Here is a 21,532-nt window from a genome sequence, read left to right as displayed (position 1 = left end):
CCCCCTCAGAGTGCCGCCTTGACCCGCCCCGTCACGTCGGCGGGCAGCCACTGGGCCCAGACATCCTGCTTGTTCTTCAGGAACCAGAGCGCCGCATCCTTGGGTTCCGCCTCGTTCTTCTCCATGTAGGCCATGGCTTCGTTCTCGACCGCCAGCGGAATCTTGACTTTGGACAGGAAGGCGATGAGCGTCGGCGCCTGTTCGGCGAACTTGGTGTTCACAGCCGTGAAGACGGGGTTGTCCGGAAAGTCGGTGGCCTGCGGATCAGCGCAGTCGGCGTCGGTCAGGCATTTCTGCTTGGCTGGATCATAGGGGGGCAGCTTGAGCTTCACCAGATCGAGCGCCCCGACCAACGGGGTCGGCGACCAATAATAAAACACAATGTTCTGCTTGCGCTGATAGGCCGACATCAAAGCCGCCTTCTGGGTGGCACCGGTACCTGGAGAAAACAGCGTATAGGTCTTCTCCAGGCCGAGGGCCTTATAGAGATTGCCGTTGATGATTTCGCACGCCCAACCGGCCGGGCAAGTGTAGAAACGGCCCTTGGTCGGTTCCTCGGGGTCCTTGAACTCCTTCCAGTACTTGGGCAGATCCGACGCCTTTTTCAGGCCCGGCAGGCGCTCGGCCGTGTACTTCGGGATGTACCAAGCTTCCTGGCCGTTGAAGAGATCGCCAATGCGCTTGACCTTGCCGGTAGCCTTCGCCTTGTCCCAGGGCTCCAGCGTGCTGTTCAGCCAGAGCTCGCTGTTGATGTCCAGATCGCCGCGCTCCAGCGAAGCCAGGGCCAGCAGCGTATCGGTCGGCAGAACCTCGGTATCGCAACCATAGCCATGCTTGACGATGAAACGCTCGATTTCGACCAGCATGAGGTTGGATTCCCAGTTCATGCCGCCAAAGCGCATGGGGCGATGCAGCTCGCATTCGGGTGTGCCGGCGGCCTGCGCCGTAACCGGCGCCAAGGACAGCACGCTCAGCGATGCGGACAGCGCCAGCCCCAGAAAAGCACGGGACCAGGGAAGAGCCGCGCGTGGCGGCAGGGAACAAGGAACAGACATTGAAGCCTCCTTTGGGTTACGGAGACGCAGGACGCAAGCGTCCAACGCCATAGCTTAGGGGAGGGTGTGCGGAAGACGGCCGGGGAGACCGCCAATACATACCGGCACTACTGGCGCCACATGGCGCCGGATGGACAGGCGGGACCGGAGACGGCACCGCCAGAATTGAAATCCAGTACTACAGCAGAAGCGTTACTTTAATTCAGGATAACAGAAAATAAACCAAGATCCCGTTTTCCGGGCCTGAACGGACCGGAAAACGGGGGACGCGTGACGGATTCAACGGTCTACATAAATGTAGTCACGGCGCCAGGGATAGGCGAGATCCCGAGGGTAATCGAGTTCATCGGAGCGGCCAGTCGGGACATGCTGCGCGAGGATCTGATGCAGAGCGACCCAACCGTGCTCGAACCCCATCGCGCACCCGGCCAGATACATGCGATAGGCGCGTAGCGAGCGCTCGGCCGAAGGCGTATTGAGCAGCGTACGAGCCTCACCCAGATGCTGCTCCAGGGCATCGCTCCAGGCCCAGAGCGTGCGGGCATAGTGGGGACGGATGTTCTCCACGTCGACCGCTTCCAGGCCCGCTTCGGCGATGGTCTGCATGACGTAATGGACATGCGACAGCTCGCCACCCGGGAAGATGAACTTTTCGATGAAATCCCCCATTCCGTTGCCCAGCTCAGTGTTGCTCAGGCCGCCGGCGGTGATGCCGTGATTCATGATCAGGCCGCCGGGTCGGACCAGGCGGCGCAGTTTGGAGAAGTATCCTGTCAGCTGGGCACGCCCCACGTGTTCGAACATCCCCACCGAGGCAATTTTGTCGAATGGCTTGGTCTCATCCAGCTTGCGATAATCCAGCAATTCGAAGCGCACGCGCCCGGACAGCCCCTTTTTCTGGATCAGATCGTTCACATACGCATGCTGATTGTGCGACAGGGTGATGCCGGTGACGTCCACATCGTAATTTTCGGCGGCCCACAGCATGAGGCCGCCCCAGCCGCCGCCACAGTCCAGGAACCGCTCACCGGGTTTCAGCGCCAGCTTGCGGCAGATATGATCCAGCTTGGCATTCTGAGCCTGGGCCAGCGTGTAGTCGGCCTCTTTATAGTAGGCACAGGAATACACGCGGCGCGGATCCAGCCATAGAGCGTAGAAGTCATCGGACAGGTCGTAGTGAAATTCGATCTGACGCGCGTCCCGTTCCATGGAATGGTGCCAGACCGAGATCATGCGGCGCACGAAACCGGACAGCCAACCTAGCTGCGAGGCATCGATCGGGGAGCCCGGCAGGATGGTGGCCGCCATGCGCATCAGGTCACGCATGGAACCCTCGAAGTCGAACTTTCCTTCGACGTAGTCTTCGCCCAACACCCCGACCTGGCCAGCCGCGAAATGGGTCAGGACGGATGCGTCCTTGATGCGTAGGCGGATCGTGGGGTCGGCTGCGCCGATCTTTTCTCCGTCCGGCATCTCTAGCGATACCGGCATGGCCAATGACCCGAGTTTTTTCTCGATGATGGACGTAATCGCGCTCAACAGAGCCTCCCTCAGTGCGAACAGGACCCTGTTAATATAGCGCCAAACATCGGCGAGCCAAGCCCTTCAGGCGCCATTCTGGCCGCTTCGTGCGGGGTAACGATTTCGCACGAAGGCACGACCGGGCCCTGCATCCGGTGCACTCCATGGCGCCTGGGCACCCCGCCGCACGAGACCTGCTTGATTTACCACGGATTTTCAGTATAGAATGCAGGGCTTTCCTGACAGACAAACAGAGGTGGGACCATGGCACGCGTATGCCAAGTAACCGGCAAAAGCCCAATGGTGGGCAATAACGTCTCGCATGCGAACAACAAGACCAAGCGGCGTTTCCTGCCCAACCTGCAATCGCGCCGGTTCTGGGTTGAATCCGAGAACCGCTGGATACGCCTTCGCGTATCCACCAAAGCCCTGCGCACCATCGACAAGAACGGCATCGACGTCGTGCTGGCCGACCTGCGCGCCCGCGGCGAACTGGCCTGAACGGCCGCATAGGAGCACATCATGGCAAAAGGCGCTCGCGAAAAGATCAAGCTCGAATCCTCCGCAGGAACGGGCCACTTCTACACGACGACGAAAAACAAACGCAACATGCCGGAAAAGATGTTGATCAAAAAGTATGATCCGGTTGCGCGCAAGCACGTCGACTACAAGGAAACCAAGCTGAAATAATCCGGGCACCTCTCCCGGATCGTCTCACCGGTTTCTCGAAGACCCCGCGCCCTGTCGCGGGGTTTTTTTTGCCGGTCCGGAATCCAGCCCCGCAGCCTATAATGCAAGGCTTGCCTTTTCCCATTCACTCCACAGACAGACCCATGCAGGAACGTTACCTCCACACCCAGGTTGAATCCGACACCCAGGCACACTGGCGTGCAGACGACGTGTACCGCGTCACGGAAGACGCCAAGGGCCGAGACGGTTCCCCCAAACCGAAGTTCTACGCCTGCTCGATGCTGCCCTACCCCAGCGGCAAGCTGCACATGGGACATGTGCGCAACTACACCATCAACGACATGATGGCGCGCCAGTTGCGCATGCGCGGGTACAACGTGCTCATGCCCATGGGCTGGGATGCGTTCGGCATGCCGGCGGAAAACGCGGCCATGAAATATGGCGTGCCGCCCGCCAAATGGACATACGACAACATCGCCTACATGAAGAAGCAGATGCAGGCCATGGGGCTGGCGATCGACTGGTCGCGCGAGATGTGCGCCTGCGATCCGCACTACTACAAATGGAATCAGTGGCTGTTCCTGAAGATGCTGGAAAAGGGCATTGCCTACCGCAAGACCCAGATCGTCAACTGGGACCCCGTGGACCAGACGGTGCTGGCCAATGAACAGGTGATCGACGGACGCGGCTGGCGCTCGGGCGCCTTGGTCGAAAAGCGCGAGATCCCTGGCTACTACCTGCGCATCACCGACTACGCAGACGAGCTGCTCACCACACTGGAAGACGGCAGCCTGGCGGGCTGGCCCGATCGCGTGCGCCTGATGCAGGAGAACTGGCTGGGCCGCAGCGAAGGTGTGCGCTTCGCCTTCCGCCACGATATCCACAACAGCGATGGCACCCTCATCCAGGACGGGCTCCTGCACGTCTTCACCACGCGCGCCGACACCATCATGGGGGTGACTTTCTGCGCGGTGGCACCAGAACACCCGCTCGCGGCGCACGCGGCCCGCAACAACCCCGACCTGGCAGCCTTCATCGAATCCTGCCGCAAGGGCGGCACGACCGAAGCCGAACTGGCCACGCGCGAAAAAGAAGGCCTGCCCACCGGGCTGACCGTCACACACCCGCTGACCGGCCAACCCGTCCCTGTCTGGGTAGGCAACTACGTGCTCATGAGCTACGGCGACGGCGCCGTGATGGGCGTGCCCGCACACGACGAGCGCGACTTCGCATTTGCGCGCAAATATGACCTGCCGATCCGCCAGGTCATCGCCGCGGACGGACAGACCTATTCCACCGACGCCTGGGAGGAATGGTACGCCGACAAGCAGGTCGGCCATACCGTGAATTCCGGCAAATACGACGGCCTGACCACCAGCGCGGCCATTCAGGCAGTGGCGGCCGACCTGCAGGCCATGGGGCTGGGCGAGCTGCGCACCACTTGGCGCCTGCGCGACTGGGGTATCTCGCGACAGCGCTACTGGGGGACCCCCATCCCCATCATTCATTGCCCGGACTGCGGCCCGGTACCGGTGCCGGAAGCAGACCTGCCCGTCCGGCTGCCCGAAGACCTGGTGCCGGACGGCACCGGCAATCCGCTGGCCCGCAACGAAGCCTTCCTGTCCTGCCAGTGTCCCCGCTGCGGCAAGGCCGCGCGTCGAGAAACCGACACCATGGACACCTTCATCGACTCGTCCTGGTACTTCATGCGCTACACCTCGCCCGGCAATGACCAGGCCATGGTGGACGCCCGGAACAATTACTGGATGCCGATGGACCAGTACATCGGCGGCATCGAACATGCCGTGCTGCACCTGCTGTATGCGCGCTTCTGGACGCGCGTGATGCGCGACCTGGGCATGTTGAAGTTCTCCGAACCGTTCACGCGGCTGCTGTGCCAGGGCATGGTTCTGAACCACATCTATTCGCGCCGCAACGAACGCGGCGGCATCGAATACTTCTGGCCCGACCAGGTCGAAAATATCACTGACGACAAGGGCGCGATTACCGGCGCCCGCCTGAAATCCGACGGTTCCACGGTGGACTACGGCGGCATCGGCACCATGTCGAAGTCCAAAAACAACGGCGTCGACCCGCAGTCGCTGATCGAAACCATGGGCGCCGACACGGCGCGCCTGTTCGTCATGTTCGCCAGCCCGCCCGAACAGACGCTGGAATGGTCGGACTCCGGAGTCGAGGGCGCACACCGGTTCCTGCGACGCCTGTGGGCATTCGGTCATGCCCACCACGACGTCATCCGCACCCACCAGGGAACAGCCGACTGGAGCCAGCTCGGGGACCAGGGCCTGGCGCTGCGGCGTCAGATCCACACCTTGCTGCGCCAGGCCGACTACGACTACCAGCGCATCCAGTACAACACCGTGGTCTCCACCGCGATGAAAATGCTCAACACGCTGGAAGCAGCCACCCACGAGGGCGCCGACGGCACGGCGATTGTCGAATCGGCGTCCATTCTCCTGCGCGTGCTGTACCCGGTCGTGCCGCACATCACCTGGCAGCTCTGGCGTGAGCTCGGCTTCGCCGATGCGCTCGGCGATCTGCTGGATGCGCCATGGCCGCAAGTCGACGCGTCAGCCCTGAAGGCCGAGACCGTGGAACTGGTCCTGCAGGTCAACGGCAAGATGCGCGGTCAGATCACCGTCCCACAGGACGCTGACAAGGCAGCCATCGATGCGCTGGCCCGAAGCCACGAGGCTGTCGGGCGTTTTCTGGAAGGCCGTCCGCCCAAACGCATCGTGGTGGTCCCCGGGCGTCTGGTGAACGTGGTGGGATGATGCACATGGCCGTTTCCGAACAATTCCAGCGAACCCGCAGACTGTGCCTGGCCCTGCCCTGCCTGGCCGTGCTGAGCGCCTGCGGCTTTCACTTGAAGGCCGCCACGCCGCTGCCCTTCAAGACCCTGTTTACCAACATCAACCTGGATTCCGAGTTCGGCGCTCGCCTGCGCCGTGCCGTGGAAGCCAACTCGCCCGACACCCGCTTCATCGAAGACCGGAGCCAGGCGGAAGTCTATCTGCACCAGATTTCCGACGACCAGGGCCTGCGCCAGCTTTCCATCAACGCGCAGGGCCAGGTCGACGAATACGAACTGGATCTGAACTTCAGCTTCGAGCTGCTGGACAAGGCCGGCCATGTACTGCTCGCACCGACCGTCCTGCACAGCGTTCGCGAACTGCCCTACAACGTCAACATCGTCCAGGCCAAAGACAGCGAAATCACGCGCACTTTCAAAGACATGCGCAACAGCCTGATCGACCAGATCCTGCGCCGCATGAGCGCCCCTGACGTACAAGAAGCCTACCGCAACGCGGATCACCGGCCCGTGGTGCCCATCCCGAGCACCGAGATCAACCGCCAGCGCCATCCGGGCACCCCCCGCATCCCCGGCACGCCAGGCTCATTACCCTGATGAACAACCGGGTCCAGGATTTCAATCGCACCCTGGAGCAGCTGACCAGCGCGCCAGAACTCCCGGCCTGCTGTGTGCTTGCCGGCGAAGAGATTCTGCTGCTGACCGAGACCGTGGACGCATTCCGCGCCAGCGCGGCACGGCTGGGCTGCACCGAACGCAGCCACTGGGTGATGGATGCGCGCAGCGACTGGAGCCCGGTGCTGGCGGCTGCACGCAACAGCTCGCTGTTCGGGGATCTGCGCCTGCTGGAAGTCAGCCTGCCGGGCGGCAAGCCGGGCAAGACGGGCGCCGACGCCCTGCTGAACCTCGCGTCGCTGGCGACCAAAGGACAGCTGCCCGACGTGCGCCTCCTGATCCAGCTGCCGGCGCTGGACCGCGCCACGCAACAGAGCAAGTGGGTCACCACCTTGCGCCAGCAGACGCACTGGATCGACATTCCCGGCATTCCGCGAGACACGCTGCCCGCCTGGATCGCCGATCGGTTGCGCCGCCAGGAACAAGGCACGGACCGGGAGACACTCGCCTGGCTGGCCGAAAAGGTCGAGGGCAACCTGCTGGCCGCACACCAGGAAATTCAGAAACTCGCCCTGATCTATCCTGCCGGCGCGCTGTCGCCGGAACAGGTCCAGGCGGCCGTGCTGAACGTCGCCCGCTACAATCTCTATGACCTGCGCGATGCCATGCTGCTGGGTCAGGCAGACCGGGCCCTGACGGTGCTCGAAGGCCTGCGTGCCGAAGGCGAAGCGCTGCTGCTGGTCCTGTGGGCGGTGGGCGAGGAAATCCGGATCCTGGGCCGGATATCCGATCTGGGGCCGGCCAATCTGGACGCCGGCCTGCGTGCCAACCGGATCTTCGGCGCACGCGAACGGCTGGCACGCCAGGCCCTGAGGCGAATTCCGGCGGCGGTCTGGCCGCCGGCGCTACGGCACGTCCACGAAATCGATCGTATGATCAAAGGCGTACCGGTCGAGGGTCGGCTCAGCGACCCTTGGGATGAGCTTGCCAGGCTGGTGATGCGCATGGCCACGGCAGGCGCCCCCCGCACCTGACCTTACCGAATTTCACGCGGATTTTCTATGAACGACAGCAGTTTCTCCATGCAGACCCTGGGCCGCCAGGCCCGGGAAGCCGCACGCGCCATGCGCATGGCGACGGGGGCGATGAAATCCACGGCACTGCTGGCCATGGCCGATGGGCTGCAGGCCCGCCGCGCCTGGCTGCAAGCGCAAAACGCCCATGATCTGAAGGAGGCGGCGGACCAGCAACTGGCGGATCCTCTCATCGACCGCCTGCGCCTCTCGGACAAGGCGCTGGACAGCATGGCCACCGGCCTGTCACAGATCGCAGCCATGCCCGATCCCATCGGCAGCCTGAGCGAAACCACCATACGCCCCAACGGCATGCGCGTGGCGCGCATGCGGGTGCCACTGGGCGTCATCGGGATCATCTACGAATCCCGCCCGAACGTGACCATAGACGCCGCCGCGTTGTGTCTCAAATCGGGCAACGCAACCATCCTGCGCGGGGGCAGCGAGGCCTTCCACTCGAACCGGGCGCTGGGCGAAATCATCCAGGAAGGCCTGCGCGCAGCGGGCCTGCCCACGCACGCCGTCCAGGTCGTGCCCACGACGGACCGGGCCGCGGTGGGCGAGATGATCACGCTGACCGACTTCATCGACGTCATCATTCCGCGCGGAGGCAAGAACCTGATCGCACGGCTGTCCGCCGAATCACGCGTGCCGCTCATCAAGCACCTCGAAGGCAACTGCCATGTGTATGTGGATAAGGCAGCCGATCCGGAAAAGGCCCTGGCCATCGCCATCAACGCGAAGACCTACCGCACCGGGATTTGCGGCGCCATGGAAACCCTGCTGGTGCACGATCAGATCGCGCCTCAATGGCTGCCACGCGCAGGCGCCCGCTTCACCGAGCTGGGCGTGGAGCTGCGGGCGGATCCACGCGCAGCAGCGCTGCTGCCGCAGTCGGTTCCCGCAACCGAAGAAGACTGGGCCACGGAGTTTCTCGCACCCATCCTCGCCGTGCGTGTCGTGGACTCGCTGGAGCAGGCAATGGACCACATCGCGCGCTACGGCTCCGAGCACACCGAATCCATCGTGACCGAAGACCTGGCGGCCGCTCAGCGGTTCCAGCGCGAAGTCGATTCCAGTTCCGTCTATGTGAACCTGCCCACCTGCTTCGCCGATGGCTTCGAGTACGGCCTGGGCGCGGAAATCGGTATTTCCACGAACCGCCTGCACGCGCGCGGCCCCGTGGGGCTGGAAGGCCTCACCATGCAGAAATGGGTTTTGACCGGCGACGGTCAGGTGCGGGGCTGAGCGTGCTCTGGGTCAAGACCTTCCACATCCTGTTCGTCGTCTCATGGTTCGCGGGGCTGTTCTATCTGCCGCGAATCTATGTGAACCTGGCGCAGACTACCGATGCTGGCACCCGAGCGGTCCTGTTGGGAATGGCCCAACGGCTCTACCGCTTCATGACGCCGCTGGGGGTCCTTGCGCTGATCATGGGCCTCTGGCTGTGGCTGATTTACGGCATCGGCCAGGGACAAGGCTGGATGCACGCCAAGCTGCTGTTCGTCGTGCTGCTGATCGCCGACCACCTGGCGTGTCGCCACTACCTCCGAGCCTTTGAGTCGGACACCTGCGCCCACTCGCACCGGTTCTTTCGCATCTTCAACGAAATCCCCGTGGTGCTGCTCCTGCTGATCCTGATCCTGGTGGTCACCAAACCCTTCTGAGTCATCATGAGCGATACGCCATCCCGCAAGACCCTGAGCCTGAAGCCGCGCAGCACGAGCCGCGACTCCACCACACCCGAACGCAAGGACCGCCCGCGCGCTGGCGCCCGCGCGCGGCAAGCCGCGCTGCGGCAGCACGCGCAACAGGCCAATCCGTCGGCGACCGACGCGGCACCCCGCAGCGAAGCCCGCAAGCGGCCACAGGGTCCGCATACGGAGCAACAGCACCCGCATGCAGCCCCTCGTCGCCCTCCCCGCGACGCACAACGCGAGAGTCCGTCGTCGCGCGCCGCGGAACAGGTGGTCGCTGAATCACTGTCCGAGGCACCTTCCGAACCGCGCATCCAGCGCAAGCCGCGAACCCCGCGAGCACCGCGCATCACCGAAACCTTCACCGTCTTCGCCCCTTGCCCGCACGGCCTGGAAGAAGCCCTGTCGCTGGAGCTGCAGGCGCTGGGCTACGAATCGGTGCAGGCCGGCCGGGCGGGCTGTCACTTCCAGGCCGACTGGACCAGCATCCTGCGGGCGAATCTGTATTCCCGACTGGCCACGCGCATCCTGGTCCAGGTCGCGCACGCGGACGTCCACACGGAAGACGACATCCTGGAACTGGCCCGGCAGACGCCCTGGGAGCGCTGGTTCGGCGCAGAACAGACGCTGCGCGTGGACACTTCCGCCATCCGCAGCCCGATGCAGAGCCTGCAGTATTGCAACTTGCGGACCAAGGACGGCATCTGCGACCGCCTGCGCGAACTCGAAGGCGCCAGGCCGGATATCGACACCGTGCGCCCGGATGCTCGAGTTCATCTGTTCCTGGACGCGCATTCCGCCACACTGTATCTGGACGTCTCAGGCGAATCGCTCTTCAAGCGGGGCTGGCGCCTGGACAAGGGCGAAGCACCGCTGCGAGAGAACCTCGCAGCAGGAATGCTCGCACTGTCGGACTGGACGCCCGATTCCCCTTTGCTGGATCCGTTCTGTGGCAGCGGCACCATCCTGATCGAAGCGGCCTGGATCGCGCTGGGCGTACCGCCCGGGATCTGGCGCCCCTTCGGATTCGAACGGTTGCGTTCCCACGATGCGCGGCTATGGCGTGACCTGAAGGACGACGCCAGGGCCAGGATTGCCACCCGGCTCGAGCAGCCCATCGTGGGCTGCGATCTGCAACCGGCCGCCATCGCGGCTGCCCGCTCGAACGTGGAGCGCGCCCACCTGGGTCCCGAAGCCATCCGCTTCGAAGTCTGCGACGCGCGAGCGCTGCCGGCGCCCGGCGACGCAGGCTGGATCGTCACCAACCCGCCCTATGGCGAACGCCTGAGCGAGGAAGACGCCGATCTCTGGTCACAATGGGCAACCCACCTGAAGCGCCACTACGGCGGCTGGCGGCTGAACGTCATCACCAGCGACCTGGACTTCCCGAAGCGCCTGCGGCTCAAGGCGCGGCGGCGCTACCCGCTGTACAACGGCGACCTGGACTGCCGGCTGTTCCAGTTCGAACTGGTGAGCGCGGGCTACCGGGACCCGGCCGATGGCGCGTCTGAGGCGTCGGGGTCTCAAGAGTCGGACTGAAGTCTCTTTTCTACCACGAGACTTGCACGATACTAGGGTTAACCCTATAATGCTTCCAGTTGAGCGAAACGCTCATTTTCAAGCAAAGAGGCTTGCTATGAAGAACCTGGAAAACTTCGATGTGCGTCTGACCGACGCTCTGGAACGTGAACTTCTGCAAGAAGCGATCGCCAATCAGCAAAGCTACGCCCTTGACCGCGCGATCGGACACCTGTTCCAAAAGATCGCCAGCTTCTTCAGGGCACCGGAAGTCCGGCTGATGCACCATACGGCCCATACCGCCCATTAAGGCGCTCAGGTCCGCAGACGAGGCCGCCCACCGGGCGGCCTCTGTGTTTCTGGGCGATAATTGCGGGTTTGAAATCCGCTAAAACCATGTCTGACACTCCCTCGCCCATCCCCATCGCTCCGGCGCGCCTGCGGCGGTTCGCCTGCATGATGTACGAAGGCGTGCTGCTCTTTGGTGTCGTGTTCCTGGCGGGCTACGTGTTCGACACACTCACCCAGAGCCGCAGCGGTCTCATGCTGCGCCACACCCGGCAGGTTTTTCTGTTCCTGGCCATCGGCCTGTACTTCATTGCCTGCTGGCGCAAAGGCGGCCAGACGCTACCCATGAAGACCTGGGCCATCCGCCTGACCGATCGCGGGGCGCGGCCATTGCGCGGCTCGCGCCTGCTGCTGCGCTATCTGCTCATCTGGCCCCTCCCGCTGCTGACGGGCTTGCTGGTGGGAGCCATTTCCCGGGCACTGGCCTGGCCGCCATTTGACATGCTGATCGTACTGGCGCCATTCTCCATCTTCATCTGGACGTGGTTCGACCCCCAGGGCCAATTTCTGCACGACCGCCTGCTGGGCACCGAACTGCATGACCTGAACCGGCCCGACGCCGGATCCTGAGCAGATCAGCCGAAACCCCATGACCGATACGCTGAAGAAATATCTGACCACCGACCACAGCACGCGCATCCAGTTGCTCAGGCTGTCGCAGGCCTGGCAGGACGGTCTGGCGCACCAGAAGCTGCCGGCGGCCGTGACCCGCCTGCTGGGCGAGCTATCGGCCGCCTGCGTCCTGCTGGCCGGCAACATCAAATTCGATGGCTCCGTGGTCCTGCAGATCCAGGGCAGCGGCCCCGTCAGTCTGATGGTGGCGGAATGCACGGGGGCGCTGGAGTTGCGGGCCACTGCACACCTGCGGGATGCCGCGGCAGCCCCGCCTGAAGACGCAGGCCTGCAGGCGCTGGTGAACCCGGACGGCAAGGGCCGCTTCACGGTCATGCTGGACCCTTCCCGGCGCGGCGAAGGTACCAGCCTCTACCAGGGGATCGTGCCGCTGGAAGGCGATAGCGTGGCGCACGCGCTGGAATACTACATGAAGCACTCCGAACAGCTGGACACGCGTCTCTGGCTGGCCGCCAACGACCGATTCTGCACGGGGTTGCTGCTGCAGCGCATGCCCAGCAGCCAGCACGGCGGAGGACAGTCAGCCGAGCAGCACACCGACGACGAAGACCGGACCTGGGAACACTGCACGACGCTGGCTGATACGGTTGCCAGCCCGGAACTGCTGGATCTGACGACCGATGCGCTCATGCACCGGCTGTTCTGGCAGGACGACCTGGTCTCCTTCGCGCCACAGGCCGTCCATTGGCATTGCGCCTGCTCGCGCGAACGGGTGGCCAACATGCTGCGCACCCTGGGCCAGACCGAAATCGACAGTATCCTGGCCGAACAGGGCCATGTCCACATCGGCTGCGATTTTTGCGGCAAGCCCTACGAATTCGACGCCGTGGACTGTGCCGCGCTGTTCGCCGAAGGCACCCAGCCAGTGCAGGCGCCAGGCTCCGGCCTGCTGCATTAGCGGCGTCGCCCGGGCTCTTCCCACTGCCACTGCCGCAGGACCCATTTATCCAGCCGCAGTTTCCACAGTATCCGCGAAGTCGTCATGCACGCCAGAATGGCCAGCATGACGACCGCACGCACACATCCACCACTTGCCTGTCCCCTTGTGCCGGCCCGCGCCCAGCAGGGGATGAGCATGATGGGGTTCCTGGCGACCGCCATCCCCGTGATCTGGCTGGGGCTGGGGGGCGTCGAGCTCGCGTACTGGATGCAGCTTCGGCAGGCGCTCAGCCTGATCCTGCTGGACACCGCCCGCGTCGGGACGACGCGCCAGGCCGAGCCCGCAGCCATGGCGCGCGCATTCGAACAGGGACTGCACCGTCTCCACCCCGCGCCTGGCGAGGTCAGCCGGGTCCTGGCAAGGCGTCACCAGGACTTGGGATTGCCCTGGCACATCGTCGTCCAGCTTCCCGACCGCAAAGCGTTTGTGGATCACGCCGATCCAACGCTGCAGGGACCGGCAAAGGGAGACCGGCAGCCCCTGATCCGCAACGACCACCAGGCCGCACAACACGCCAGGCGCCAGGCCCAGGGATGGCCGCAAGGACGGGGCCCGCTGTCGGGGCTCACCATCCACGAGGCCAATACGCTCAGAATTGCCCTGCGGTGGCCCCACAAACCGCTGTTTCCGGGCGCGGCCATCCTGATGAAAACACTGGCGCCGCTGGCCCGCGATCCCCGCAACCGCCAATGGATGGCCGCCGGGTACCTGCCCTTCCGGCGGACGGTGACCGTTGCCATGCAATCGGATCCGGCCGACTGGCCGGACCTGCCCGACGGCCGCATCACCCACGAAGCACAGCCGCTGCGGAACCCGGCACCGTCGTATCCTGCCGGCGCAGACATCCCGCCACAAACCTCGGCAGACTCGCCCTCCCCTGGGAGCAGCACGGCAGGCAACGGACACGGGGGCGCGAATCCCCCACCGAACGTCTTCGACGAGCAAGGCAGATCTGGTTCAGACGGTGGAGGATCGGCCCCCGGGGCCGACCCGGAAACCGGGACGCCGATCAACGAAGACCTCTGTGGACTGTAGCATCACGTTCGACCGATGCTCGTCCTTATACGGATCAACCGGACAGGATACTGGCGCGAACACCGGCCGCCGATCGGCCGCCGATCGACCCCACGCTATCGGGTGACGGAGCCGGCGTTGGGGGGAGTAGCGGTCTCAGGCGGCAGGATCTGCACGAAATATTCGCCTTCGCGAATCATGTTCAGCTCGCTGCGCGCCCGCTCTTCGACCGCTGAGGTCCCAGTCTTCAGGTCCTGGACTTCAGCGGCCAGGGCGTTGTTGCGGGCTGTCAGCGCCTGATTGTTGTCGGCCTCGACATTGACCTGCGTCTGCAGACTGCGCAGGCTCAGCCACCCGCCCTTGCCCCACCACAGCGGATACTGGGTGGCGAGTGCCAGAGCCAGAAGAACCAGGCAGAGCAGGCGCATGGCCGTGTCCGCCGCGGTCAGCGCAGATTGTAGAAAGCCGACGTGCCGGGGTAGGCGGCGACTTCGGCCAGCTCTTCCTCGATGCGCAGCAACTGGTTGTATTTGGCCATCCGGTCGGATCGCGACAAGGAGCCCGTCTTGATCTGCATCGCGTTGGTCGCCACGGCAATGTCGGCGATCGTGGAATCCTCAGTTTCACCCGAGCGGTGCGAAATGATGGCGGTGTAGCCGGCCCGTTTCGCCATCTCGATGGCGGCAAAGGTTTCCGTCAGCGTGCCGATCTGGTTGATCTTGATCAGGATCGAATTGGCAATGCCGCGCTCTATACCCTGTTTCAGGATCCGGGTGTTCGTCACGAACAGGTCGTCGCCCACGAGCTGGACCTTCCGGCCAAGCTGCTCGGTCAGCAGTTGCCAGCCGTCCCAGTCGTCTTCGGCCATGCCGTCCTCGATGGAAACGATGGGGTATTTGTCGCACCAGGACGCGAGCAAATTGGCAAAGTCGCGCGAATTCAGCGAAATGCCGCCTTCTCCTGCCAGATGATATTTGCCATCCCGATAGAATTCAGAGCTTGCGCAATCCAGGCCCAGCAGGACCTGGGAGCCGGCCTCGTAGCCGGCTTCGCCGATTGCCTTCAAGATCAGTCCGATCGCTGCCTCGTGGTTGGCCACGTTGGGGGCAAAGCCGCCCTCGTCGCCCACCGCCGTGGACATACCGGCTTTGCCGATGATCCTTTTCAGTGCATGAAAGATTTCCGCACCCATGCGCAGCGCTTCGCGGAAGCTGGATGCCCCCACCGGCAGAATCATGAACTCCTGCAGATCCAGCGTGTTGTTGGCATGCACCCCGCCATTGATGACATTCATCATGGGCACCGGCATCTGCATGGGGCCGCTGCCGCCGAAATACCGGTACAGAGACAGGCCGGCATCGTCGGCCGCGGCCCGCGCCACCGCCATGCTGGCGGCCAGGATCGCATTGGCACCCAGCCGGCTCTTGTCTTCGGTGCCATCCAGATCGATCAGCGTACGGTCGATGAAGGTCTGCTCCTGGGCATCCAGCCCCATCAGCGCCTCGGAGATCTCGGTGTTGACGTGCTCCACGGCATGCAGCACGCCCTTGCCCGAGTACCGGGTCTCGTCGCCATCCCGCAGCTCGATGGCCTCGCGCGAGCCGGTGGAGGCGCCCGACGGCACGGCCGCACGGCCCATCGCGCCGGATTCCAGCAATACATCGCATTCCACGGTGGGGTTGCCGCGCGAGTCTAGGATTTCACGTCCGATGATGTCTACGATTGCGCTCATGGTCTGACAGTCCTGCCTTGAGGGTGGATACGATTCTAAAGACCCGAATATTGTACCGGGGTTCGCGACATTCACAGGGAGCGCTGCAGCGCTCCACCCCGCTTGACACAACGATCCAGCGCGGCCAGCGTCTCCAGCAGCCCGCGCATCTGATCCAGCGGCACCGCATTGGGTCCGTCGGACAGCGCCTTGTCGGGATCGGGGTGAGTCTCCATGAAGACCCCCGCCACGCCCGCCGCAACCGCCGCGCGCGCCAGCACCGGCACGAATTCCCGCTGCCCGCCGGAGCGCGTCCCCTGCCCGCCGGGCAACTGCACCGAGTGAGTGGCGTCGAACACCACCGGGCAGCCCGTATCCCGCATGATGGCCAGCGAACGCATGTCGGATACCAGATTGTGATAGCCGAACGAAGCACCACGCTCGCATACCAGGATGTTCTGCCCGTCACCCCCGGCCGCAACGGCGGCTGCGCGGGCCTTGACCACGACCTGGACCATGTCCTCGGGTGCCAGGAACTGCCCCTTCTTGATATTGACAGGCTTGAGCGTCGCCGCGCACGCGTGGATGAAATCCGTCTGGCGGCACAAGAAGGCCGGCGTCTGCAGCACATCGACTACCGCGGCGACCTCGCGCGCCTGCCCGGCCTCGTGGACGTCCGTCAGCACCGGCACATTGAGCGACTTGCGCACATCTTCCAGAATCGCCAGACCGCGGTCCATGCCCGGGCCGCGAAACGATGTCTCCGAACTGCGGTTGGCCTTGTCGAATGAGCTCTTGTAGATGAAGGGGATCCCCAGCGACTGCGTCATTTCCTTCAGGATGCCCGCCGTCTCGAATGCAAGTTCGCGTGATTCGATGACGCATGGACCGGCAATCACGAACAGCGGTTGATCGAGGCCCGCCTGGAAATGGCACAGTTGCATGGTGGCTCCTAGTGCTTTGCCTGACGCTGCTGATAGGCCAGTGCAGCCTGAACAAAGCTGGTGAACAACGGATGCCCGTCGCGCGGCGTGGAAGTGAATTCAGGGTGGAACTGCACCCCCATGAACCAAGGATGGCTGGGGATCTCCATGATCTCGGGCAGGTTCTCGGTCGGTGTGCGGGCGCTGATGACCATGCCGGCCTGTTCCAGCCGGTTCACATACACGTTGTTGACCTCGTAGCGATGGCGGTGCCGTTCGTTGACCGTGTCGCCGTAGATCTCGTGGGCCCGAGTGCCCGGCTTGACCGGGCAGCGCTGCGCGCCCTTGCGCATGGTGCCGCCCAGATCGGAATCGCCGTCGCGGTGCTCGACGCGGCCTTCACGATCCTGCCATTCGGTGATCAGTGCGACCACGGGATGAGGCGCCGAAGGATCGAATTCCGTGCTGTTGGCCCCGCCCAGGCCAGCAACGTGACGCGCGAATTCCACGACTGCAAGCTGCATCCCCAGGCAGATCCCCAGATAGGGAATGCCGTTCTCGCGCGCATACTGGATGGCCTTGATCTTGCCTTCCGTACCGCGCTTGCCGAAGCCGCCCGGCACCAGGATCGCGTCCAGGCCGGCCAGGCAGGCGACGCCATCGCGTTCGATTTCCTCGGAATCCAGATATTCGATATGCACCCGCGAATGCGTATGGATCCCCGCGTGGATCAGCGCCTCGGACAGGGACTTGTAGGATTCGGTCAGATCCACGTACTTCCCGACCATCCCGATCGTCACCGAGTCGCGCGGGTTTTCCAAATCGCGCACCAGCCGATCCCAGACCGTCAGATCCGCCGGCGGCGGCGTCAGCGCCAGCGCGTCGCAGACCAGACTGTCCAGTCCCTGCGCATGCAGCATGGCCGGAATCTTGTAGATGGAATCCGCATCGGCGACCGAAATGACGGCGTCCTGGGGTACGTTGGAAAACAGCGAAATCTTGGCGCGCTCTTCGTCCGGAACCGGTCGATCGGCGCGGCACAGCAAGGCGTTCGGATAGATGCCGATTTCACGCAGCTTCTGGACCGAGTGTTGCGTGGGCTTGGTCTTGAGCTCACCTGCCGACGCGATGAACGGCACCAGCGTCAGGTGCACGAAAGCGCATTGATTGCGGCCCAGCCGCAGGCTCATCTGGCGCACGGCTTCGAGGAAAGGCAGCGATTCGATATCGCCCACGGTCCCGCCGATTTCCACGATAGCCACATCGGCCTGGCCATTCCAGGCAGCCTTGGCCCCACGCGCAATGAAGTCTTGAATTTCGTTGGTGATGTGCGGGATCACCTGGACTGTCTTGCCCAGATAGTCGCCCCGGCGCTCCTTGCGCAGTACGGATTCGTAAATCTGGCCAGTGGTGAAGTTGTTGACCTTGTGCATCTTGGTCGACACGAAGCGCTCGTAATGACCCAGATCCAGATCGGTTTCGGCGCCGTCTTCGGTGACGAAGACCTCGCCATGCTGAAACGGGCTCATCGTGCCAGGATCCACATTGATGTAGGGATCCAGTTTCAGCATCGTGACCCGCAGCCCGCGGGATTCCAGAATAGCGGCGAGCGACGCCGCAGCAATGCCCTTGCCCAGAGAGGAAACAACCCCCCCTGTGACGAATACGTACTTGGTCATGTCGGATAGGCGCCCGGGACCGCCGGACGAAGCAGGAAATTTGGATTATAACGGTTCGGTCCGAACCATCAGCCAATCCCGCACCGTACCCGTCACCAACGGCAACAGACGCTCGCGCACCTGGCGGTGGTACTGATTCAGCCAGGCCCGTTCGTTTTCAGAGAGGCGCTCACGCACCACGCAGCGGGTGTCGATGGGGCACAGCGTGACGGTTTCGAACTGCAGGAAATCGCCGAAATCCGTCTGTTCCGCCGGCACCGCCAGCACCAGGCTCTCGATCCGGATCCCCCAATGGCCCGGCCGGTAGAGGCCTGGCTCGTTGGAGGTCAGCATCCCAGCGAGCATGTCCTGATGCGGCCGCGCATGAGCCCGCACCGAAATGGATTGAGGGCCTTCGTGGACGTTCAGGAAATAACCCACACCATGCCCGGTGCCGTGCCCATAATCCAGTCCCTGTTGCCACAGGGGCATGCGCGCCAGGGTGTCCAGCACCGAAGATGGCGTGCCCATGGGGAAGCGCGCCATGGCCAGATCGATGTGGCCGCGCAGCACCGTCGTGAAGTCCTCTTTTTGGGCCTGCGACGGCGAACCCACCGGCACCACCCGGGTGATGTCCGTGGTGCCGCCTAGATACTGTCCGCCGGAATCAATCAGCAACAGCCCATCGCCCCGGATCTGGGCAAACGAATCCGGGGTGGCCTGATAGTGCGGCATGGCGCCATTGGCATTGAAGGCCGCAATGGTGGCGAAGCTCGTGGAGACGAATCCCGGCCGCCGCGCCCGCGCAGCAGTGATATGGGTGTCCACATCCAGTTCGCTGACGGATTCCCCGGCCGCCATGGCCGACTCGAACCAGGCAAAGAATTCGCACAGCGCCGCACCATCCTGCGCCATGGTCTCGCGAATGTGTTCCGCCTCGGCGGTGGTCTTGACGGACTTCAGGAGTTGCGACGGGTTGATGGCCCGGACCACGTGAACTCGGGCCGCGTGTGACAGCGTGCCGGCTGTCACACGCGCGGGATCCACAAGCAATACCGTGCTGTCGAGCAAGGCCGCGAGGTCGGCGGCCAGCGCATCATAGTCACGCAAGGCCACCCCGTCCGTGGCCAGCACGGCGGCCAGATCGGCTGGAATCTTGCCAGGCGCCACATAGAGGCGGACCCCGTCCATCCCCACCAGCGCATGCGCCAGAAACACCGGGTTGTGGTCGACATCCGCACCCCGGAGATTGAGCAGCCAGGCGATATCGTCCAGCGACGAAATCAGATGCAGCGTCGCCCCCTGGGCCTGCATCGCCTGTCGCACTGCCGCCAGATTGCCCGCACGGGTACGGCAGGCGTAAGGCGCGAGGTGCTCGCGGATGGGGGCCTGCGGCAGGGCTGGACGCCCGGCCCAGATCGCCCCGACAGGGTCCTGATCCAGCACCAGGGCCAGCCCGGCATCCGGTAACGCCGCTCGCCAGCGCTGTTCGGTTGAACAGTCCAGCACCCGGCCGTCCACCGCAACCCGGTCTCCGGCCCGCAGATGAGCGCACATCCAGTCCAGCACATCCGGTACGTCAGGCGCCCCGGCCCGCATGAGCACGATCCCCGAGCCCTGGAGCTGGCGCTCGGCCTGGACCCAATAGCGGCTGTCGGTCCACAGACCAGCAAAATCTGCCGCTACCAGCAGGCCGCCCGCCGAGCCATCGAACCCGGACAGCCAGGCGCGCGCCATCCAGTGCTCAGGCAGGTATTCCGACAGGTGCGGATCCGCCGTTGGCACCCAGCAGGCCTGAAGGCCCGCCTGCGCCAGATGGCCGCGCAATGCTTCGACGCGGGCTGCGGCCGTTGCCAGGGGTTTCATGCGCGTTCCTTCAGGCGACAGCCGACACGTCCAACTTGGCGCTGGTCTTGGACTTGATCTCGTCTACCGTGACGCCAGGCGCCAGTTCGGTCAGGCGCAGGCCATTCGGGGTGACTTCCATCACACCCAGGTCGGTGATGACCAGGCCCACGACGCCCACGCCCGTCAGCGGCAAGGTGCATTCCGGCAGCAGCTTCAGGCTTTCGGTACCGTCCTTGGCGCGCGCCACATGCTCCATGAGCACTACGACCTTGCCCACGCCTGCGACCAGATCCATGGCGCCGCCCATGCCCTTGACCTTTTTACCCGGAATCATCCAGTTGGCCAGATCACCCTTCTCGGAGACCTGCATGGCCCCCAGGATGGCGATGTTGATCTTGCCACCGCGAATCATGGCAAACGAATCCGCCGATGCAAAGATCGACGAACCCGGCAACGTCGTGACCGTCTGTTTGCCCGCATTGATCAGGTCGGCGTCGACCTCGTCTTCCTTCGGGAACGGGCCGATGCCCAGCAGGCCGTTTTCGGACTGCAACCAGACCTCGATGCCCTTGGGGACGTAATTGGCCACCATGGTCGGCAGCCCGATCCCCAGATTCACATAAAAACCGTCTTTCAGTTCCTTGGCTGCACGCGCAGCCATCTGTTCACGATCCCATGCCATCGTGGTGCTCCTTATGCGTTGCGGATAGTACGTTGTTCGATGCGCTTCTCGGGATGCGCATTCAGCACGATGCGGTGCACGAAAATGCCCGGCAGATGCACTTCGTCGGGATCGAACGTGCCCGTAGGGACGATTTCCTCGACTTCGACGATGGTGATCTTGCCAGCCATCGCGACGTTGGGGTTGAAGTTGCGCGCCGTCCGGCGGAATTGCAGGTTGCCGCTGCGATCGGCCTTCCAGGCCTTGACCAGCGACACGTCGGGCACGATCGAGCGCTCCATCAGATATGTGCGGCCGCCGAATTCGCGGGTTTCCTTGCCCTCGGCCACCACGGTGCCCACCCCGGTGGCCGTGAAGAACGCCGGAATGCCGGCACCGCCCGCCCGCAGCTTTTCAGCCAGCGTACCCTGGGGCGTGAATTCCAGTTCCAGTTCGCCCGCCAGAAACTGGCGTTCGAATTCCTTGTTCTCGCCCACGTACGAAGCGATCATCTTTCTGATCTGGCGAGTGCCCAGCAGCTTGCCGAGCCCAAAATCATCCACCCCGGCATTGTTGCTGACGCAAGTCAGGTCATGCACGCCCGAATCCCGCAATGCGGCGATCAAGGCTTCGGGAATGCCACACAGGCCAAACCCGCCCACGGCGATCATCTGACCGTCGGCCACCACGCCGCGCAGTGCGTCGGCGGCAGTTTTATAGACTTTATCCATACGACGTTTCCTTCAAGACCAATCAACCAAGAATCAGGAAGCAGCCGGTACCGGGCTGTCACA

21 protein-coding genes are annotated in these 21,532 nt (G+C 63.8%); 12 read left to right on the top strand and 9 right to left on the bottom strand.

Annotated elements, in window-relative coordinates; translation table 11 throughout:
* Positions 1 to 5: 5 nt before the first annotated feature.
* Both EPN31_RS04285 and EPN31_RS04280 read right to left on the bottom strand, forming a co-directional pair.
* On the bottom strand, positions 6 to 1,055 hold the full coding sequence (locus tag EPN31_RS04285) for an ABC transporter substrate-binding protein (RefSeq protein ID WP_291769998.1): 1,050 nt from the start codon (positions 1,053 to 1,055) through the stop codon (positions 6 to 8).
* Between the two features lie 279 nt (positions 1,056 to 1,334).
* Positions 1,335 to 2,594, bottom strand: a complete 1,260-nt coding sequence (locus tag EPN31_RS04280) for a class I SAM-dependent methyltransferase (protein WP_291769996.1) — start codon at positions 2,592 to 2,594, stop codon at positions 1,335 to 1,337.
* A gap of 246 nt (positions 2,595 to 2,840) precedes the next feature.
* Between EPN31_RS04280 and rpmB the strand changes: the two genes are divergently transcribed.
* From rpmB to EPN31_RS04220, 12 genes are all read left to right on the top strand, one after another.
* Positions 2,841 to 3,077: a 50S ribosomal protein L28 gene (gene rpmB, locus EPN31_RS04275; RefSeq protein WP_291769994.1), complete on the top strand. Its 237-nt coding sequence runs from the start codon at positions 2,841 to 2,843 to the stop codon at positions 3,075 to 3,077.
* 21 nt (positions 3,078 to 3,098) lie between these two features.
* Complete coding sequence (rpmG, locus tag EPN31_RS04270; RefSeq protein ID WP_291769992.1) at positions 3,099 to 3,266, top strand: 50S ribosomal protein L33; 168 nt, start codon at positions 3,099 to 3,101, stop codon at positions 3,264 to 3,266.
* Between the two features lie 143 nt (positions 3,267 to 3,409).
* On the top strand, positions 3,410 to 6,061 hold the full coding sequence (gene leuS, locus EPN31_RS04265) for a leucine--tRNA ligase (protein ID WP_291769990.1): 2,652 nt from the start codon (positions 3,410 to 3,412) through the stop codon (positions 6,059 to 6,061).
* Between the two features lie 5 nt (positions 6,062 to 6,066).
* Positions 6,067 to 6,696 (top strand): LPS assembly lipoprotein LptE, encoded by a 630-nt coding sequence (gene lptE / locus EPN31_RS04260; RefSeq protein ID WP_291769988.1) that lies wholly within the window; start codon positions 6,067 to 6,069, stop codon positions 6,694 to 6,696.
* Positions 6,696 to 7,748, top strand: a complete 1,053-nt coding sequence (gene holA, locus EPN31_RS04255; RefSeq protein WP_291769986.1) for a DNA polymerase III subunit delta — start codon at positions 6,696 to 6,698, stop codon at positions 7,746 to 7,748. Before lptE ends, holA begins: the two co-directional genes overlap by 1 nt.
* Before the next feature lie 27 nt (positions 7,749 to 7,775).
* Positions 7,776 to 9,035 carry a glutamate-5-semialdehyde dehydrogenase gene (locus EPN31_RS04250; RefSeq protein WP_291769984.1) on the top strand — a complete coding sequence of 420 codons (1,260 nt, stop codon included), beginning with the start codon at positions 7,776 to 7,778 and terminating at the stop codon, positions 9,033 to 9,035.
* On the top strand, positions 8,999 to 9,454 hold the full coding sequence (locus EPN31_RS04245; protein ID WP_291769982.1) for a CopD family protein: 456 nt from the start codon (positions 8,999 to 9,001) through the stop codon (positions 9,452 to 9,454). Before EPN31_RS04250 ends, EPN31_RS04245 begins: the two co-directional genes overlap by 37 nt.
* Positions 9,455 to 9,460: 6 nt before the next feature.
* On the top strand, positions 9,461 to 11,023 hold the full coding sequence (locus tag EPN31_RS04240; RefSeq protein WP_291769980.1) for a THUMP domain-containing protein: 1,563 nt from the start codon (positions 9,461 to 9,463) through the stop codon (positions 11,021 to 11,023).
* A 97-nt stretch (positions 11,024 to 11,120) separates the two neighbouring features.
* Entirely contained in the window at positions 11,121 to 11,312 is a 192-nt protein-coding gene (locus EPN31_RS04235; protein WP_291769978.1) for a hypothetical protein, read from the top strand.
* 86 nt (positions 11,313 to 11,398) lie between these two features.
* A complete protein-coding gene (locus EPN31_RS04230) occupies positions 11,399 to 11,920 on the top strand; it encodes an RDD family protein (RefSeq protein ID WP_291769976.1) in 522 nt (173 codons plus the stop codon).
* Positions 11,921 to 11,939: 19 nt separating this feature from the next.
* Complete coding sequence (locus EPN31_RS04225) at positions 11,940 to 12,881, top strand: Hsp33 family molecular chaperone HslO (protein WP_291769974.1); 942 nt, start codon at positions 11,940 to 11,942, stop codon at positions 12,879 to 12,881.
* Between the two features lie 105 nt (positions 12,882 to 12,986).
* Entirely contained in the window at positions 12,987 to 13,958 is a 972-nt protein-coding gene (locus tag EPN31_RS04220; protein WP_291769972.1) for a hypothetical protein, read from the top strand.
* A gap of 95 nt (positions 13,959 to 14,053) precedes the next feature.
* Here the strand turns inward: EPN31_RS04220 and ftsB are convergent, their stop codons facing one another.
* The 7 genes from ftsB to EPN31_RS04185 all read right to left on the bottom strand — a co-directional run bounded on the left by ftsB (position 14,054) and on the right by EPN31_RS04185 (position 21,469).
* Positions 14,054 to 14,365, bottom strand: a complete 312-nt coding sequence (gene ftsB, locus EPN31_RS04215; protein ID WP_291769969.1) for a cell division protein FtsB — start codon at positions 14,363 to 14,365, stop codon at positions 14,054 to 14,056.
* A gap of 17 nt (positions 14,366 to 14,382) precedes the next feature.
* On the bottom strand, positions 14,383 to 15,669 hold the full coding sequence (eno, locus tag EPN31_RS04210) for a phosphopyruvate hydratase (RefSeq protein WP_291769967.1): 1,287 nt from the start codon (positions 15,667 to 15,669) through the stop codon (positions 14,383 to 14,385).
* Between the two features lie 71 nt (positions 15,670 to 15,740).
* On the bottom strand, positions 15,741 to 16,592 hold the full coding sequence (gene kdsA, locus EPN31_RS04205; RefSeq protein ID WP_291769965.1) for a 3-deoxy-8-phosphooctulonate synthase: 852 nt from the start codon (positions 16,590 to 16,592) through the stop codon (positions 15,741 to 15,743).
* 8 nt (positions 16,593 to 16,600) lie between these two features.
* Entirely contained in the window at positions 16,601 to 18,250 is a 1,650-nt protein-coding gene (locus EPN31_RS04200; protein ID WP_291769962.1) for a CTP synthase, read from the bottom strand.
* Positions 18,251 to 18,295: 45 nt separating this feature from the next.
* On the bottom strand, positions 18,296 to 20,095 hold the full coding sequence (locus EPN31_RS04195; protein ID WP_291769959.1) for an aminopeptidase P family protein: 1,800 nt from the start codon (positions 20,093 to 20,095) through the stop codon (positions 18,296 to 18,298).
* Between the two features lie 10 nt (positions 20,096 to 20,105).
* Positions 20,106 to 20,759, bottom strand: coding sequence for a CoA transferase subunit B (locus EPN31_RS04190; protein WP_291769956.1), 654 nt, complete (start codon positions 20,757 to 20,759; stop codon positions 20,106 to 20,108).
* Between the two features lie 11 nt (positions 20,760 to 20,770).
* Complete coding sequence (locus EPN31_RS04185; protein WP_291769954.1) at positions 20,771 to 21,469, bottom strand: CoA transferase subunit A; 699 nt, start codon at positions 21,467 to 21,469, stop codon at positions 20,771 to 20,773.
* Between the last annotated feature and the right edge of the window lie 63 nt (positions 21,470 to 21,532).

The organism is Castellaniella sp., from assembly GCF_004321985.1.
Lineage (GTDB): Bacteria > Pseudomonadota > Gammaproteobacteria > Burkholderiales > Burkholderiaceae_B > Castellaniella.
Note: the sequence above shows the minus strand (reverse complement) of the source record. Positions and strands in the feature narration are given on the sequence as shown.

What these genes read in the sequence shown, in the direction of transcription:
- EPN31_RS04240 (WP_291769980.1), top strand. Translation starts at nt 9,461, where the DNA reads ATGAGCGATACGCCATCCCGCAAGACCCTGAGCCTGAAGCCGCGCAGC.
- leuS (WP_291769990.1), top strand. Translation starts at nt 3,410, where the DNA reads ATGCAGGAACGTTACCTCCACACCCAGGTTGAATCCGACACCCAGGCA.
- lptE (WP_291769988.1), top strand. Translation starts at nt 6,067, where the DNA reads ATGGCCGTTTCCGAACAATTCCAGCGAACCCGCAGACTGTGCCTGGCC.
- EPN31_RS04190 (WP_291769956.1), bottom strand. Translation starts at nt 20,759, where the DNA reads ATGGCATGGGATCGTGAACAGATGGCTGCGCGTGCAGCCAAGGAACTG.
- EPN31_RS04200 (WP_291769962.1), bottom strand. Translation starts at nt 18,250, where the DNA reads ATGACCAAGTACGTATTCGTCACAGGGGGGGTTGTTTCCTCTCTGGGC.
- rpmG (WP_291769992.1), top strand. Translation starts at nt 3,099, where the DNA reads ATGGCAAAAGGCGCTCGCGAAAAGATCAAGCTCGAATCCTCCGCAGGA.
- EPN31_RS04285 (WP_291769998.1), bottom strand. Translation starts at nt 1,055, where the DNA reads ATGTCTGTTCCTTGTTCCCTGCCGCCACGCGCGGCTCTTCCCTGGTCC.
- rpmB (WP_291769994.1), top strand. Translation starts at nt 2,841, where the DNA reads ATGGCACGCGTATGCCAAGTAACCGGCAAAAGCCCAATGGTGGGCAAT.
- EPN31_RS04230 (WP_291769976.1), top strand. Translation starts at nt 11,399, where the DNA reads ATGTCTGACACTCCCTCGCCCATCCCCATCGCTCCGGCGCGCCTGCGG.
- holA (WP_291769986.1), top strand. Translation starts at nt 6,696, where the DNA reads ATGAACAACCGGGTCCAGGATTTCAATCGCACCCTGGAGCAGCTGACC.
- kdsA (WP_291769965.1), bottom strand. Translation starts at nt 16,592, where the DNA reads ATGCAACTGTGCCATTTCCAGGCGGGCCTCGATCAACCGCTGTTCGTG.
- EPN31_RS04245 (WP_291769982.1), top strand. Translation starts at nt 8,999, where the DNA reads ATGGGTTTTGACCGGCGACGGTCAGGTGCGGGGCTGAGCGTGCTCTGG.
- EPN31_RS04250 (WP_291769984.1), top strand. Translation starts at nt 7,776, where the DNA reads ATGAACGACAGCAGTTTCTCCATGCAGACCCTGGGCCGCCAGGCCCGG.
- EPN31_RS04195 (WP_291769959.1), bottom strand. Translation starts at nt 20,095, where the DNA reads ATGAAACCCCTGGCAACGGCCGCAGCCCGCGTCGAAGCATTGCGCGGC.
- ftsB (WP_291769969.1), bottom strand. Translation starts at nt 14,365, where the DNA reads ATGCGCCTGCTCTGCCTGGTTCTTCTGGCTCTGGCACTCGCCACCCAG.
- eno (WP_291769967.1), bottom strand. Translation starts at nt 15,669, where the DNA reads ATGAGCGCAATCGTAGACATCATCGGACGTGAAATCCTAGACTCGCGC.
- EPN31_RS04235 (WP_291769978.1), top strand. Translation starts at nt 11,121, where the DNA reads ATGAAGAACCTGGAAAACTTCGATGTGCGTCTGACCGACGCTCTGGAA.
- EPN31_RS04225 (WP_291769974.1), top strand. Translation starts at nt 11,940, where the DNA reads ATGACCGATACGCTGAAGAAATATCTGACCACCGACCACAGCACGCGC.
- EPN31_RS04220 (WP_291769972.1), top strand. Translation starts at nt 12,987, where the DNA reads ATGACGACCGCACGCACACATCCACCACTTGCCTGTCCCCTTGTGCCG.
- EPN31_RS04185 (WP_291769954.1), bottom strand. Translation starts at nt 21,469, where the DNA reads ATGGATAAAGTCTATAAAACTGCCGCCGACGCACTGCGCGGCGTGGTG.